Source organism: Burkholderia sp. AU18528, assembly GCF_002223215.2.
Taxonomy (GTDB): domain Bacteria; phylum Pseudomonadota; class Gammaproteobacteria; order Burkholderiales; family Burkholderiaceae; genus Burkholderia; species Burkholderia semiarida.
Window position 1 is genome coordinate 909,062 of sequence record NZ_NKFC02000005.1, and the last position, 14,951, is coordinate 924,012.

Annotated in this window: 13 protein-coding genes; 4 read left to right on the top strand and 9 right to left on the bottom strand. The window is 67.9% G+C overall.

The genetic code is table 11. The features are described 5' to 3' along the window. Positions 1 to 8 precede the first annotated feature (8 nt). Entirely contained in the window at positions 9 to 1,961 is a 1,953-nt protein-coding gene (locus CFB52_RS15925; protein ID WP_060966543.1) for a lytic transglycosylase domain-containing protein, read from the bottom strand. An 8-nt stretch (positions 1,962 to 1,969) separates the two neighbouring features. Between CFB52_RS15925 and CFB52_RS15930 the strand changes: the two genes are divergently transcribed. Then, positions 1,970 to 2,578, top strand: a complete 609-nt coding sequence (locus CFB52_RS15930; protein WP_059642468.1) for a 5-formyltetrahydrofolate cyclo-ligase — start codon at positions 1,970 to 1,972, stop codon at positions 2,576 to 2,578. A gap of 74 nt (positions 2,579 to 2,652) precedes the next feature. On the opposite strand, the gene CFB52_RS15935 is transcribed toward CFB52_RS15930, so the two are convergent. Further along, positions 2,653 to 3,165: a winged helix DNA-binding protein gene (locus CFB52_RS15935; RefSeq protein ID WP_059583924.1), complete on the bottom strand. Its 513-nt coding sequence runs from the start codon at positions 3,163 to 3,165 to the stop codon at positions 2,653 to 2,655. Between the two features lie 149 nt (positions 3,166 to 3,314). Here CFB52_RS15935 and pxpB point away from each other — a divergent pair, with 149 nt between their 5' ends. Genes pxpB through pxpA form a run of 3 tightly spaced genes read left to right on the top strand, consistent with a single transcriptional unit; the run spans position 3,315 to position 5,855 of the window. Continuing rightward, the gene (pxpB, locus tag CFB52_RS15940) at positions 3,315 to 3,971 is read left to right on the top strand and encodes a 5-oxoprolinase subunit PxpB (RefSeq protein WP_059642472.1); all 657 of its coding nucleotides are present in this window, start codon (positions 3,315 to 3,317) and stop codon (positions 3,969 to 3,971) included. After that, a complete protein-coding gene (locus tag CFB52_RS15945) occupies positions 3,968 to 5,035 on the top strand; it encodes a biotin-dependent carboxyltransferase family protein (RefSeq protein ID WP_060312202.1) in 1,068 nt (355 codons plus the stop codon). The genes pxpB and CFB52_RS15945 overlap by 4 nt, the downstream gene beginning before the upstream one ends. Before the next feature lie 55 nt (positions 5,036 to 5,090). After that, positions 5,091 to 5,855, top strand: coding sequence for a 5-oxoprolinase subunit PxpA (gene pxpA / locus CFB52_RS15950; RefSeq protein ID WP_059642477.1), 765 nt, complete (start codon positions 5,091 to 5,093; stop codon positions 5,853 to 5,855). A 564-nt stretch (positions 5,856 to 6,419) separates the two neighbouring features. On the opposite strand, the gene CFB52_RS15955 is transcribed toward pxpA, so the two are convergent. From CFB52_RS15955 to CFB52_RS15985, 7 genes are all read right to left on the bottom strand, one after another. Continuing rightward, positions 6,420 to 7,565, bottom strand: a complete 1,146-nt coding sequence (locus CFB52_RS15955) for a TraB/GumN family protein (protein WP_099316900.1) — start codon at positions 7,563 to 7,565, stop codon at positions 6,420 to 6,422. Beyond that, positions 7,558 to 8,574 (bottom strand): peptide ABC transporter ATP-binding protein, encoded by a 1,017-nt coding sequence (locus CFB52_RS15960; RefSeq protein ID WP_059642483.1) that lies wholly within the window; start codon positions 8,572 to 8,574, stop codon positions 7,558 to 7,560. Before CFB52_RS15960 ends, CFB52_RS15955 begins: the two co-directional genes overlap by 8 nt. Then, positions 8,571 to 9,620 carry an ABC transporter ATP-binding protein gene (locus CFB52_RS15965; RefSeq protein ID WP_099316901.1) on the bottom strand — a complete coding sequence of 350 codons (1,050 nt, stop codon included), beginning with the start codon at positions 9,618 to 9,620 and terminating at the stop codon, positions 8,571 to 8,573. Before CFB52_RS15965 ends, CFB52_RS15960 begins: the two co-directional genes overlap by 4 nt. 2 nt (positions 9,621 to 9,622) lie before the next feature. Continuing rightward, a complete protein-coding gene (locus CFB52_RS15970) occupies positions 9,623 to 10,540 on the bottom strand; it encodes an ABC transporter permease subunit (protein WP_006489141.1) in 918 nt (305 codons plus the stop codon). 4 nt (positions 10,541 to 10,544) lie between these two features. Beyond that, complete coding sequence (locus CFB52_RS15975; RefSeq protein WP_059583935.1) at positions 10,545 to 11,555, bottom strand: ABC transporter permease subunit; 1,011 nt, start codon at positions 11,553 to 11,555, stop codon at positions 10,545 to 10,547. Between the two features lie 118 nt (positions 11,556 to 11,673). After that, positions 11,674 to 13,302, bottom strand: coding sequence for an ABC transporter substrate-binding protein (locus tag CFB52_RS15980; protein WP_059583936.1), 1,629 nt, complete (start codon positions 13,300 to 13,302; stop codon positions 11,674 to 11,676). Between the two features lie 318 nt (positions 13,303 to 13,620). After that, a complete protein-coding gene (locus CFB52_RS15985; RefSeq protein WP_099316902.1) occupies positions 13,621 to 14,928 on the bottom strand; it encodes an MFS transporter in 1,308 nt (435 codons plus the stop codon). Between the last annotated feature and the right edge of the window lie 23 nt (positions 14,929 to 14,951).

Consider the following 14,951-nt stretch of genomic DNA (forward strand, 5'->3'; position numbering starts at 1 on the left):
TTCATGTATCAGGGCGAGATCATGCCTAGACGCTTCTTCAACGACTGCGGTTTGCCCTCGAAGAGCGCCGCGTAGTAGACGGTGTTCGACAGCACGTTCTTCACGTAGTCGCGCGTCTCGTTGAACGGAATCGTCTCCGCGAAGATCGCGCCTTCGACCGGCTGCGTCAACACCTGGCGCCACTGGCGCGGCCGGCCCGGGCCCGCGTTGTAGCCGGCGGTGGCGAGCACCGGCGAGCTGTCGAAGTTGTTGTAGATGTCCGCGAGATACCAGGTGCCGAGCTGGATGTTGGTGTCGATGTCGTGCATCTGCGCACGCGAGATCGTGCCCATGCCGAGCTTCTTCGCGACCATCTGGGCCGTCGCCGGCATCAGCTGCATCAGGCCGCCCGCGCCGACCGACGAACGCGCGCTGATGATGAAGCGCGATTCCTGGCGGATCAGCCCGTACGCCCACTCGACGTCGAGGCCCGTCGACTGCGCGTAGCGCTCGACGGTCGTGCGGTACGGCGACGGATAACGCAGCGTGAAGTCGTGCTCGGCCTTCGTGCGGTCGGCCGTGTTGACCGTGCGGTCGAGCAGCTCGACGCGCTTGCCGTATTCGGCGGCCGCGAGCAGCTGGCGATCGGTCATCCCGCGCAGCGGCCAGTTCCATTCGCGATTGCCTTCGAGGCGCAGGTTCAGCGCATAGAAGCGCTGCGCGAGCGCGAAGCCCGGGATCTTGCTCATCGCGTCGATCTCGGCGTCGCTCACCTTCGTGCGCGGCGGGATCGTCGTGCGCTGGCCGAGCTCCTCGCCGGCCAACTGCCCGTAGAAGTTGAACTGGCCGGCCACCTGCTCGAATTCCTGGTTCGCCTGCAGCGTGTCGCCGCTCTGCTTGAGCGCGCGCGCATGCCAGTAGATCCACGCCGGATCGTTGCGCAGCGACGGCGGCATCTGCTCGATCGACCAGCGCACCATCGGCCAGTTGCCGGCGAGCAGCGCGGCGCGCGTGCGCCATTCGTAGCCCGGGTTCGACAGCGGCGCGTTCGCCGATTTCGCGTACCAGACCGAGGCCATCGGCGAGCGCTTGATCGCGCCCTGGTAGCCGATCGCGCCCCACGCGATCGCCTGTTCCTGCTTGGTCAGCGACGGCGCGACCGTCGTCAGCATCCCGGCGGCCGCGTCCGGATCGTTGCGCGCCATGCGGCCGAGCGCGATCAGCGCGAGCTGATGCGACGCGGCGTCGGGCCCGACGCCGCGCGCGAGATACAGCGGCGGCGCGCTCGTCGCCTGGTCGAAGCCGGCCGGGCGCGGGCCGAGCGCGTCGACGATCTTGCCGCCGAGCGTCGTGTAGTTCTGCTCGTACGCGAGGCGCGCCTGCTGCCACACGTCGTCGCTCGTGAACTGCTGGTTGACGGCGAGCGCGGTGATCAGGTCGACGCACGCGTCGCCGTAGTTCTTCGGCTCGACGAGCAGCGCGCGCGCCGCGTCGGCGACGTTCTCGTTGCGCGCCGCGCGCGATTCGAGCGCATAGCACTTGACCTGCGTGTCGTCGTCGAGCACGAAGCGCTTGTACTGGTCGTCGAAATTGCGCCAGTCGTGACGCGCGCCGAGCACGAGCAGGTAGTCGTTGCGCAGGCGATCGGCGATCGCCTGCCCGTCGTAGCGCTGCAGGAACGACTGCACGGGCGCGTCCGGCGCATCGACGCGCGCGCGGCCCGTCGAATCGAACAACTGCGGCTTGATCTGGAAATACTCGACGTAGGACGGAACCGGATAGTTCGGGATCATCGACGCAAGCTGCGCGGCCTTCGCGGCGTCGTTGCGGCGTGCGGCTTCGCGAAGCTGCACGAAGATCTGGTCATCCCCGGGGAGCGTGTCGTCGTTCGGTGCGGCGCATGCGGCCGTGCCCGCGACGAGCGCGGCGGCCGAAAGCGTCAGCGCGAGCGCGCGATATACTCGGAAAAGGCTGTTCGACATCGTTTTGAATGGAGCACGAAGTGAGCGAAAGCATAGCACGCAACCCTGTGCCGAACCCGAAGGTTGCGCTGCGCAAAACGCTGTCCGGCGCCCGTCGCGACGCCGCGTCGCAACCCGCCGCGAACGCCGCGCTCGACGCGCGGCTGCGCGCGCTGCTCGACCGTCTGGCGCCGCGCACGGTCGGGTTCTACTGGCCGCTGCCGGGCGAATTCGATGCGCGCGACGCGGTGCTCGCATGGTGCGCGGCGGGCGCCGGCCGGCGCGCCGCGCTGCCGGTGATCGGCGAGCGTCACACGCCGCTCGCGTTCCACGCGTGGGATGCGCGCACGCCGATGCGCGAAGGCCATCACCGGATTCCCGAACCGGCGTCGGGAATCGTCGTCGTGCCCGATCTTTTGCTGATTCCCTGCGTGGGATTCGATCTCCAGCGCTACCGGCTCGGCTACGGCGGCGGCTACTACGACCGCACGCTCGCCGCGTGGCCGGGCGACGCGCTGCCCGTGACGGTCGGCATCGCGTACGAAGCGTGCCGCGTCGATGCGCTGCCGGCCGAAGCGCACGATCTCGCGCTGCGCTGGATCGTCACCGACGGCGCGCTTTACCCGGGCGCCGGATAATGCCGCGCGCGGCGCCGCGATCGTCGCCATGCGCCCGTGAGCGCATCGCCGCGCGCGCCCCTTTGCGCCGGCGCCTACAGCGACGCCGCCGCGCGCGCGGCCGTGTCGTAGAGGCCCGAAGCGTGGCGCAGCAACTGCGCCGCGTCGCCGATCTGCTCGTTGGTGAGGCCGCTGTCCTTCAGCGTCTCGATCAGGCAGTGCTCGCGCACCTCGCGGTATTTCAGGCACAGCTCGCGGCCCGCGTCGGTCGCGAAGAAGAACACTTCCTTGCCGCTCTTCTCGCTCTTCACATAGCCGCGGGCGATCAGTTTTTTCAGCGCATAGGTCGCGACGTGCGTATCCTCGATATTGAGCACGAAGCAGATGTCGGCGAGCTTCTTCTTGCGTTCGCGATGGCTGACGTGATGCAGCAGCGAGACCTCGACCGCCGTCATGTCCTTCGCGCCCGCCGCCGACATGCAGCGCACCATCCAGCGGTTGAACGCGTTGCCGGCCATGATGAGCCCGTATTCGAGCTCCGACAGTTCCGCGCTCGATTCGGAAACGAGGTGTTCGGATGACACGATCTTGGTCGCAGGACGCTTCATGGAAAGGCGGCGCAAGCCGGATGACAGGATGTGCCCGAGTGTACGCCAGAAGCCCCGGCCGACGAGCTAGGCGAAAACGCTTATTGAGAAGTTGTCGATATTTTATTGACAATGTGCGCTAACATTGCCGTCCGAACCGTGCCAGTCCGATGACGCAACCCCGCATTTATCCGCTCGGCGATGCCGCCCTCGTCTGCGAGGTGCCGCCGCCCGCCACGCTCGATTGCCAGCGCCGCGTCTGGGCCGTGGCGGAGGCCGCGCGCGCATGGCCCGACGTGATCGACGTCGTCCCCGGCATGAACAACCTGACCATCGTGTTCGACGCGCTCGCCGCGACGGCCGACTCGCTCACGCCCGCGCTGCGCGACGCGTGGGAGACGGCCGACGTGGAGCACGCGGACGGCCGCGAGGTCGAGATCCCGGTCGAATACGGCGGGGCCGCCGGCCCCGACCTGGCCGCCGTCGCCGCGCACACGGGCCTGTCGGCCGATGAAGTCGTCGCGCGCCACGCGGGCGGCGCCTACGTCGTGTTCTTCGTCGGCTTCCAGCCGGGCTTCGCGTATCTGGGCGGCCTCGACGCGTCGCTGCACACGCCGCGCCGCGCGGCGCCGCGGCTGGAAGTGCCGGCCGGCTCGGTCGGCATCGGCGGCGCGCAGACGGGCATCTACCCGGCCACGTCGCCCGGCGGCTGGCAGTTGATCGGCCGCACGTCGCAGGTGCTGTTCGATCCGGCGCGCCCGCAGCCGACGCTGCTGCTGCCCGGCGACCGCGTACGCTTCACCATCGCCGGAGTCCACACACGATGACCCAGAGCAACGCACCGGGCACCATCGAAGTCGTGCGGGCCGGGCCGCTGTCGACCGTGCAGGATCTCGGGCGCCGCGGCATGCGCCATCTCGGCGTCGCGCAGGGCGGCGCGCTCGACGGCCTCGCGCTCGAGGTCGGCAACCGGCTCGTCGGCAACCGCCCCGACGCCGCGGCCGTCGAAATCACGATCGGCCCCGCCGCGTTCCGCTTCCCGCGCGCCACGCGCATCGCGATCACCGGCACCGAATTCGGCGCGACGCTCGACGGCAAGCCCGTGCACGCATGGTGGAGCCTGCCGGTCGACGCCGGGCAGACGCTCGTGCTGCCGGCCGCGAAACGCGGGATGCGCGGCTACCTGTGCATCGCGGGCGGCATCGACGTGCTGCCGATGCTCGGCTCGCGCAGCACCGATCTCGCGTCGCGCTTCGGCGGCCTCGGCGGCCGCGCGCTGCGCGACGGCGATCGCCTGCCGGTCGGCGTGCCGCCGGCCGGCGCGGGCTGCCTGGCGCCCGATGCGCCCGAATTCGGCGTGAAGGCGCCCGCGTGGTGCGCGTTCGTGCGGGTCGACGAGCCGCCGCGCCGTCACCGCCCCGCGCATGCGCCGTGGGCGATGCCCGTGCGCGTGCTGCCGGGCCCCGACTACGCGTCGTTCGCGGCCGATGCGCAGCAGGCGTTCTGGGACGAGGAATGGCTCGTCACCGCGAACAGCAACCGGATGGGCTATCGCCTCGCCGGCGCCGAGCTCGCGCGCGAGCGGCCGGTCGAGCTGCTGTCGCACGCGGTACTGCCCGGCACGGTCCAGGTGCCGCCGAACGGCCAGCCGATCGTGCTGATGCACGACGCGCAGACCACCGGCGGCTACCCGAAGATCGGCACGGTGATCCGCGCCGATCTGTGGAAGCTCGCGCAGGCGCGGCTCAACCTGCCGATCCGCTTCGTGCGCACGACGCCCGATGCCGCGCGTGCCGCCCTCGTCGCGGAACGGGCGTACCTGCGGCAGATCGACGTCGCGATCGAGATGCGCGAGGAGGCGCGCCGCCGCGCCGGATCGCGCGCGGCGTGACAATGGCGGAAGCAGCAGCGAAAGACGCGCCACGCAACCAGTGGACGAGGAACATATGGAAATCGATCTGAATGCCGATCTCGGCGAAGGATGCGGATCGGACGAGGCGCTGCTCGACCTCGTCACGTCGGCGAACATCGCATGCGGCTGGCATGCAGGCGGCGCGAACGCGATGCGCGACTGCGTGCGCTGGGCCGTGCGCAAGGGCGTGTCGATCGGCGCGCACCCGAGCTTTCACGATCCGGAGAATTTCGGCCGCAAGGAAATGCAGCTGCCGGCCGGCGACATCTATGCGGGCGTGCTGTACCAGCTCGGCGCGCTGTCGGCGATCGCGCAGGCCGAGGGCGGGCGCATCGCGCACGTGAAGCCGCACGGCGCGCTGTACAACCAGGCCGCGCGCGACCCGATGATCGCCGACGCCGTGGTGTCCGCGATCCACGATTTCGATCCGTCGCTCGCGGTGTTCGGCCTCGCGAACAGCGTGTTCATCGCGGCCGCGCGGCATGCGGGGCTCGCGGCGGTGGAAGAGGTGTTCGCCGATCGCGGCTACCGCGCGGACGGCTCGCTGGTGCCGCGCAGTCAGCCCGGCGCGCTGATCGACGACGAAGACGCGGTGCTCGCGCGCACGCTCGACATGGTGCGCAACCGGCAGGTGCGCGCATTGAGCGGCGAGTGGGTGCCGCTCAATGCGCAGACCGTCTGCCTGCATGGCGACGGGCCGCATGCGCTGGCGTTCGCGAAGCGGATCCGCGCGGCGCTCGAGGCCGCCGGCGTCGACGTCGTGGCGCCCGGCGCGCTGCAGGCCGACGAACGCGCGTAACGAAGCATTCGGCGTATTCGGCACATTGCCGCGGGCCGCACGTTTTCGTCGCGGCAAAGAAAAAAGCGCCCTCGCGGCGCTTTTCCGTTGGTGCAATCGCCGCGGCTTCGCCGTCTGTCGATTCACCCCCCGAAACCGTCTTTCGACGGTGACCGGAAAAATATTCCGGATTAAAAAACGTCCGCCGCCGCCCGATCACTGCCTTCCCCGGTCAGACGACGGAACGTCGCTTATGTGCAAGTCGGCCCGCATGCATGTGTTGTAGACGACGTTGGCCCCGCCGTGCATGCAGACTCTCCGCGGCCGGCACGTGCTTCACGTGCCGGCGACGCTCACCCCGCGCTTTATTTGTGCTACCCCGTAGAACTTATCTATTCTTTTCATTTTTTCAACTTGTGGGATGAAGAATAGAGATCGGCCGAACGGGATGTCAATCGTTTTAAACGCTATTTTCCGACGATTCAAGGGTTTTCCTTATCGACCGGCGCCACCGCGCAGGCGCGTCGCGCGGCGCGCGAGTCGTCGATCAAACAGGGGATGATCAGGGCGGGCAGCCGGGCGCGATCAGTTCGCGTCGACCCGGTATCCTTGCTGGCGCAACAATTCGAGCACGCCGCGCGGGCCGCCCAGATGCAGCGCGCCGATCGCGACGAACAGCGGCCGGTTCGGCGCGGCGATTGCCGTCATCCGTGCAACGAAGCGCCGGTTGCGCTCGTACACGATCTTGTTGTCGAGCGACGCCGACAACGCCTTCGAACGCGCGAGCCGTTCGCTCTTCGCGACGGCCCACGCCGAGATCGCATCGGCGTCGCCAATTCGCCACAGCCGGTGCAGCGCCCTGATGTCGTCGGCGTTCTGCGCGGGCGTCTGCACCATGTCCTGCGCGAGCATCTCGCGCTGCTCCGCGAGCGTCAGCCCGGTGAACGCGCGCATCTGCTCGGCGAGCGTCTCGAGCCCGATCACGCGGCCGCCCTTCTTCCTCAGGAACACGTTCTGCAGCTGCGCCTCGGTGCCGTATTCGGTCTGCAGGCCGGCCGACAGCGAATCGTAGGTCTCGACGACGAGCGCCGCGAGCCACGGCCGCATCTTGCGGATCTCGGCGAGCGCGGCCGGGTTGCCGCGCAGGCGCGCCGCGAGCCGCTGCCACAGCGGCTCGGGCAGCAGGCGCTGCAGGCACGGATAGCGGCACACGCCGTACTTCGACACGTCGTCCTGCGATTCGAGCAGATCGTCGGGCGACAGCTCGAGCGCGAGCGTCGGCGACGCGGCGAGCGCCGCGAGGATGGGCGGCCGGAACGGCTGCGCGCTCGGGTAGTCGGACGGATCGCCCGTGTGCAGCGTGCCGAGCACGTAGAGCGTGACCTTGCCCCTGGTCGCGACGTAGAACGGCATGCGCGCCGGCTGCACGCGCACGGTGCCGCGCGACACCGTGCCGTCGGACACGGCCGGCGCATGGAAGCCCGGCAGGCTCATGCCGGGCGGCGGAACCTGCGACGGACGAATCGGCGCGGTCGCCGGCGCACGCCCTTCGGCACGCGCCGGTTCGACGGGGGCCACGACGCTGGCCGCCACGCACGCGCCGGCCAGCGCCGCGCCCGTGACGGTACGCACGCTCCAGCGCCGCGCGTCGCGGTACGCGCGCATTGCGCGCGCGCCGCCTGCCCCCGCACGGCGCGCGCCGGACACGCGCGCCGCCAACGCTTCAGGCATTCGCCTCCCCGACTTCCTCGGCGCGATGGCAGGCCACGCGCCGGCCGTCCACTTCGCGCAGTTGCGGCTCCTCGACGCGGCACCGCTCGATCGCGTACGGGCAGCGCTGATGGAACGCGCAGCCCGACGGCGGATTGAGCGGCGACGGCAGTTCGCCCTGCAGCTTGATCTGCACGCGGCGGTCTTCCTCGAAGATCGCCGGCGTCGCCGACATCAGCGCCTGCGTGTACGGATGGCGCGGCCGTGCGTAGATCGTCGCCTTGTCGCCGAGCTCGGCGACGCTGCCGAAGTACATGACCATCACGTCGTCCGCGACGTGCTCGACCACCGACAGGTTGTGCGAGATGAACACGTAGCTCGTCTTGAACTGCTCCTGCAGATCCATGAACAGGTTCAGGATCTGCGCCTGGATCGACACGTCGAGCGCGGACACCGGCTCGTCGGCGACGACGATGCGCGGATCGAGGATCATCGCGCGCGCGATCGCGACCCGCTGGCGCTGGCCGCCGGAGAACATGTGCGGATAGCGCTTCGCGTGCTCGGGCCGCAGGCCGACCGTGCGCATGATCTGCGCGACGCGCGCGGCGCGCTCGGCGGCCGTCAGGTTCGCGTTGATCTCGAGCGGCTCGGCAAGCGTCTGCTCGACGGTCTTGCGCGGGTTCAGCGACGCGAACGGATTCTGGAACACCATCTGCACGCGGCGGCGCAGGTCGGCGACCGTGTCGCGGCTCGCGCCGGCCACGTTCTTGCCGTCGATCACGAGGCTGCCCGCGGTGGGCGCCTCGATCATCGTGAGCTGGCGCGCGAGCGTCGACTTCCCGCAGCCCGACTCGCCGACGACGGCAAGCGTCTTGCCGCGCTTGAGCGAGAACGACACGCCGTTCAGCGCCTTCACCGTGCCCTGGCCGAACATCCCGCGCTTCACCGTGTAGTGCTTCGCGAGGCCGTCGGCCACCAGTACCGCTTCCTCGTCGTGCGGCGTGGCACGGACTTCTTGATTTACATTCATCGTGAACTCCTGTCGACCGGAGTTTGCGCTTTAGCGCTTACTCCGGCCCCATGCAAAGCCGTCAGGTCGAGGTTGGAAACATTGAGCGGCTTGATGCAGCGCGCGCGCATCGCATCGTTGGCCGGCACCAGCGTGTCGAGCGCCGGCCGCGCCTTGCGGCAATCGTCGACGACGTACTTGCAGCGCGGCGCGAACAGGCACCCGGACGGGCGATCATCGCGGCCCGGCACCATGCCGGGCAATGCGGCAAGGCGACGCGCCCCCTGATTGTGCTCGGGAATCGCCGCGAGCAGCGCTTCGGTGTACGGATGATGCGGCGCGCGGAAGATGTCGGGCACGCGGTTGGTCTCGATGATCTCGCCCGCGTACATCACCGCGACGCGATGCGCGACCTCCGACACCACGGCCAGATCGTGCGAGATCAGCACGAGCGCCATCCCGCGTTCCTTCTGCAGCTTCACGAGCAGATCCATGATCTGCGCCTGGATCGTCACGTCGAGCGCGGTGGTCGGCTCGTCGGCGATCAGCAGCTTCGGGTTGCACGCGACGGCCATCGCGATCATCACGCGCTGGTTCATCCCGCCCGACATCTGGTGCGGGAACGACGCGATGCGGTTCTTCGCATCGGGAATGCCGACCTGGTCGAGCAGCTCGAGCGCGCGCCGGTGCAGCGCGTCGCCGCGCAGCCCTTCGTGCAGCTTCAGCACTTCCTTGATCTGGTAGCCGACCGTGTAGCTCGGGTTCAGGCTCGTCAGCGCGTCCTGGAACACCATCGCGATGTCCTTGCCGACGATCCTGCGGCGCGCCTTCGGCGACGCCTTCAGGAGATCCACGCCGTTGAACGTGACCTCGTCGGCCGTCACCTTGCCGGGCGCGTCGATCAGGCCCATCAGCGCCATCATCGTCACGCTCTTGCCCGAGCCCGATTCGCCGACGACGCCCACCACCTCGCCCGGCGCGACCGACAGGTTGATCCGGTCGACCGCGGGCAGGCCGTTGAAATTCACCGCGAGATTGCGGATGGTCAGAAGATTCTGGCTGCTCATGTTCACGCCATCCGTTTCAGTTTGGGATCGAGCGCGTCGCGCAGCCCGTCGCCGAGCAGGTTGATCGCGAGCACCGAAATCAGGATCGACAGGCCGGGCATCGTCACGATCCACCATGCGTTGTCGATGTAGTCGCGCGCGGAGGCCAGCATCGCGCCCCACTCGGCGGTCGGCGGCTGCACGCCGAGGCCGAGAAAGCCGAGCGCGGCCGCATCGAGAATCGCCGACGAGAAGCCGAGCGTCGCCTGCACGATCAGCGGCGCCGTGCAGTTCGGCAGCACCTGCGAGAACATCAGGCGCAGCGTGCCGGCGCCGGCCACGCGCGACGCGGTCACGTATTCCTTCTGCAGCTCGCCGAGCGCCGACGCGCGCGTGAGGCGCACGTAGGCCGGCAGCGCGACGATCGCGATCGCGAACATCGTGTTGGTGAGGCCCGGGCCGATGATCGCGACGACCGCGACCGCGAGCAGCAGCGACGGCAGCGCGAGCAGCACGTCCATGATGCGCATCACCGGCGTGTCGGCCCATTTCTGGAAGAACGCGGCGACGAGCCCGAGCACGATGCCGGGAATCAGCGCGAGCACGACCGACACGAAGCCGATCCAGAACGACATCCGCGCGCCGAACATCAGCCGCGAAAGGATGTCGCGGCCCGCTTCGTCGGTGCCGAGGATGAATTGCCAGTTGCCGCCGGCGAGCCACGCGGGCGGGATCTTCACGTAGTCGCGATATTGCTCGACCGGGCTGTGCGGCGCGATCAGCGGTGCGAGCAGCGCGACTGCGATCAGCACGATCACGACGATGCCCGCGCCGACGGCGCCGCGGTTGCGCGAGAAGTTGGCCCAGAACTCGCGCAGCGCGAGCGCACGGCCGCCGGCCGGCGCGGATTCGGTCGGCAGGGTATTTTGCAGATTGCTCATGGAATTACCTCGTGTGGCGGATGCGCGGATTCAGCACGCCGTACAGCAGGTCGACGACCAGGTTCACGACGATCACGAGCGTCGCGATCAGCAGGATGCCGCCCTGGACGACCGGATAGTCGCGGCGGCCGATCGCATCGATCAGCCACTTGCCGACGCCGGGCCACGAAAAGAGCGTCTCGGTCAGCACGGCGCCAGCAAGCAGCGTGCCGATCTGCAGGCCGATCACGGTGACGACCGGAATCAGCGCATTGCGCAGCGCATGCACGACGACCACGCGCACGGGCGACAGCCCCTTCGCGCGAGCCGTGCGGATGTAGTCCTCGCGCAGCACTTCGAGCATCGACGAGCGCGTCATCCGCGCGATCACCGCGAGCGGGATCGTGCCGAGCACGATCGCGGGCAGGATCAGGTGGCTCACCGCCGACTTGAACGCGCCTTCGTCCGGCGCGAGCAGCGCGTCGATCAGCATGAAGCCGGTCGGGTGCGGGAAATCGTATTCGACCGCGATGCGCCCCGACACGGGCGTCCAGCCGAGAGTCGACGAAAACACCATGATGAGGATCAGCCCCCACCAGAAGATCGGCATCGAATAGCCGGTGAGCGCGGTGCCCATCACGCCGTGATCGATGACCGAGCCGCGCCGCAGCGCGGCGATCACGCCGGCCGGCAGCCCGACCGCGAGGGCGAACACGAGCGCGCACAGCGACAGTTCGACGGTCGCCGGGAAGCGCGCGAAGAATTCGCCCGCGACGCTCGTGTTGGTGATGATCGACATGCCGAGGTCGCCGTGCAGCGCCCGGCCGATGTAGTGCAGATACTGCAGCGGCAGCGGCTGGTCGAGCCCGAGGCGTTTCATCGCCTCCGCATGCATCGCGGGATCGACGCCGCGCTCGCCCATCATCACTTCGATGGGGTCGCCCGGTATCAGGTGAATCAGCGCAAACGCCAGGATGGTGATGCCGATGAAGGTCGGGATCACCATCCCCACGCGGCGCAACACGAATCTGAACATGATGCGTCTCGTATTTTCTTGTGGGAAATGTGCGACCGGCGACGAGGGGCTTCTGGCCCCTCGCCGCCGGATGATTTCAAGCCGGTTTTCTCAATGACGACAGCTTACGCCAGCCCCGTTACTTCACGCTGACACCGTCGAAACGCGCATAGCCGAGCGGCTCGATACGCATGTCGACCACGTTCTTGCGCACCGGCTGGTAGACCGTCGAGTTCGCGATCGGCGAGAACGGCAGCTGTTGCGCGAAGATCTGCTGCGCCTGCGTGTAGAGCTTCGTGCGCGCATCCTGGCCCGTCGTCGTGCGGCCCTTCTGGATCAGCTCGTCGAACGGCTTGTAGCACCAGTGCGAGAAGTTGTTGCCCTTGATCGCCTCGCAGCCGAGCAGCGTGCCGAGCCAGTTGTCCGGATCGCCGTTGTCGCCCGTCCAGCCGATCAGCATCGTGTCCTGCTCGCCCGCGTGCGCGCGCTTGATGTACTCGCCCCATTCGTACGTGACGATCTTCGCCTTCACGCCGATCTTCGCCCAGTCGGCCTGGATCATCTCGGCCATCAGGCGGGCGTTCGGGTTGTACGCGCGCTGCACCGGCATCGCCCACAGCGTGATCTCGAAACCGTTCGGGAAGCCGGCCTTCGCGAGCAGCGCCTTCGCTTTCGCGGTGTCGTAGGCGGCCATCTTCAGGTTCTTGTCGTACGACCATTGGGTCGGCGGCATCGGCGCGGTCGCGGCCTGGCCGGCGCCCTGGTAGACCGAATCGAGGATCGCCTTCTTGTTGATCGCCATGTCGAGCGCCTGACGCACTTCGAGCTTGTCGACCGGCTTGTGCTCGACGTTGTACGCGAGGTAGCCGAGGTTGAAGCCCGGCTGCGACGGCATGTCGATGCCCGAGTCGGCCTTCAGCGTCGCGATGTCGGCCGGGCGCGGATAGCTCATCACCTGGCATTCGTTGCGCTTGATCTTCTGCACGCGCACGCCCGGGTCCGGCGTGATCGAGAAGATCAGCTTCGACAGCTTCACTTCGCCCTTCTTCCAGTAATCAGGATTCCCGTCGAAGCGGATCGTCGCGTCCTTCGTATAGCTGCGGAAGATGAACGGGCCCGTGCCGACCGGCTTCTGGTTGATGTCGGCGGCCTTGCCGGCCTTCATCAGCTGGTCGCCGTATTCGGCCGACAGGATCGACGCGAACTCCATCGCCATGTTCTGGATGAACGGCGCGTTCGGCTCGGCCAGCGTGAACTTCACGGTGTACGGATCGACCTTCTCGATCTTCGTGATCAGCTTGTCGAGGCCCATGTCGGTGAAGTACGGGAACGACACCGGGTACGCCTTGCGGAACGCATTGTTCGGGTCGAGCATGCGCTGGAACGTGAACAGCACGTCGTCCGCATTGAATTCGCGCGTCGGCTTGAAGAAGTCGGTCGTGTGGAACTTCACGCCATGGCGCAGGTGGAACGTGTACACCTTGCCGTCGGACGAGACGTCCCACTTCTCGGCGAGGCCGGGCTCGACCTTCGTGCCGCCGCGCTCGAATTCGACGAGGCGGTTGTAGACGGTGAACGTGGCGGCGGTGAAATCGACGCCGGTCGTGAATTGCGCGGAATCGAAACCCGCCGGGCTGCCTTCTGAGCAGTAGACGAGCGTTTTGTTCGGGATCTGTGCGAATGCAGAACCCGCGACGCCGAGCGATGCCGCTGCCACGCCTGCCATGGCGGTAACACGCAGGGTGTGCAACAGACGGTTGTATTCCATGTTTCCTCCAGGTCTCCAGATCGGAACCGGTCCCGCCAGGGAGCCGGCGTACGCGGATATTACTTGAGCTAGCGATTCTGCAACAAGCTGGAGAAAAAACTCTTCTAGACGCCCGCCGGGTTTTTGCGGATGTTTAGTGTGGGTAAAAAATGCGACAGCGCGCGTGAGCGGCGATTCCGTTCATTTCGAGCGTGTTTCGTTCGGCGACTAAACAATCCGGACGCGAACACGAAGGTGCGACACGCGTCCTCGTCGTTCGGCCGCCGATCGTTGCGTTTTGCGAAACGATGTAATGACGGCATTCGATCCGTCACGCGCTCACGCCGGCGCATCGAGGTCGGCGCTGCGCGCGGGCACGAACGCGACCGCGACGATCGACAGCGCGATGCCCGCCATCACGTAGTAGGTGGGCGCGAGCGGCGTGCCCGTGACCTTGATCAGCCACGTGACGATGAACTGCCCGAAGCCGCCGAACAGCATCACCGCGACGTTGTACGCGATCGACAGCCCGGTCGAGCGCACGTTGGCCGGGAACAGCTCGGCGATCATCGCGCCGAACGGCCCGTAGTAGCCCGCGAGCGTCACCGACAGCGCGGCCTGCACCGCGATCAGCCGCCCGATGCTCGGCGCCGCGTCGAGCCACGCGAACAGCGGATACATCAGCGCGAGCGTCAGCACCAGCGACCACAACGACAGCCCCTTGCGGCCGATGCGGTCCGACCATGCGCCCGCGACCGGCGACAGCACCATCAGCAGCAGGTTGCCCGCGATCACCGCGTAGAACGATTCCGCATAGGGCAGCTTCAGCTGCTTCACCGCGAACGTCGGCAGATAGCTGATCAGCACGTAGATCGTCACGGTGAGCGCGATCACCGAGCCGAGCCCGCACAGCACCTCGCGCGGGTGGCGCGTGAACACTTCGCCGAGCGTCGCGCGGCGCGCGCTTTGCTGCGCATGCAGGAATGCTTCGGAATCCGCGAGATGGCGGCGGATGTAGAAGCCGATCGGGCCGATCACGAGCCCGAGGACGAACGGCACGCGCCAGCCCCAGCTGCGCAGCGCGTCGGGCGACAGCCCGCGCGTGACGGCCGCGCCGACGAGCGCGCCGATCAGCAGCGCGGCCGCCTGGCTCGCCATCTGCCAACTGCCGTAAAAGCCGCGTTTCGAGAACGGCGCGGCCTCGATCAGCAGCGCCGTCGCGCTGCCGAATTCGCCGCCCGCGGAGAAGCCCTGCAGCAGGCGGCCGAGCACGATCAGAAGCGGGCCGCCGATGCCGATCGCCGCATAGGGCGGCGCGATCGCGAGCAGGAAGATGCCGGCCGTCATCAGCAGGATCACGAGCGACAGCGCGGCCTTGCGGCCCGCGCGGTCCGCGTACAGGCCGAACACGATGCCGCCGATCGGACGCATGAAGAATGCGACGCCGAACGTCGCGGTGGTGAGCAGCAGCGACGAGTATTCGCTGGAGGTGGGGAAGAACAGCTCGGCGATCACGACCGTCATGAAGCCGAACACCGTGAAGTCGTACCACTCGAGCGCATTGCCGATCACGGCCGCCACGACGGCACGCCGGTTCAGCGCGCGCTCGGGCCGGGCCGTTTTCGTTGAATTCGCAATCGTCGCCATGCGTGCCTCGTCCTCGTGGATTC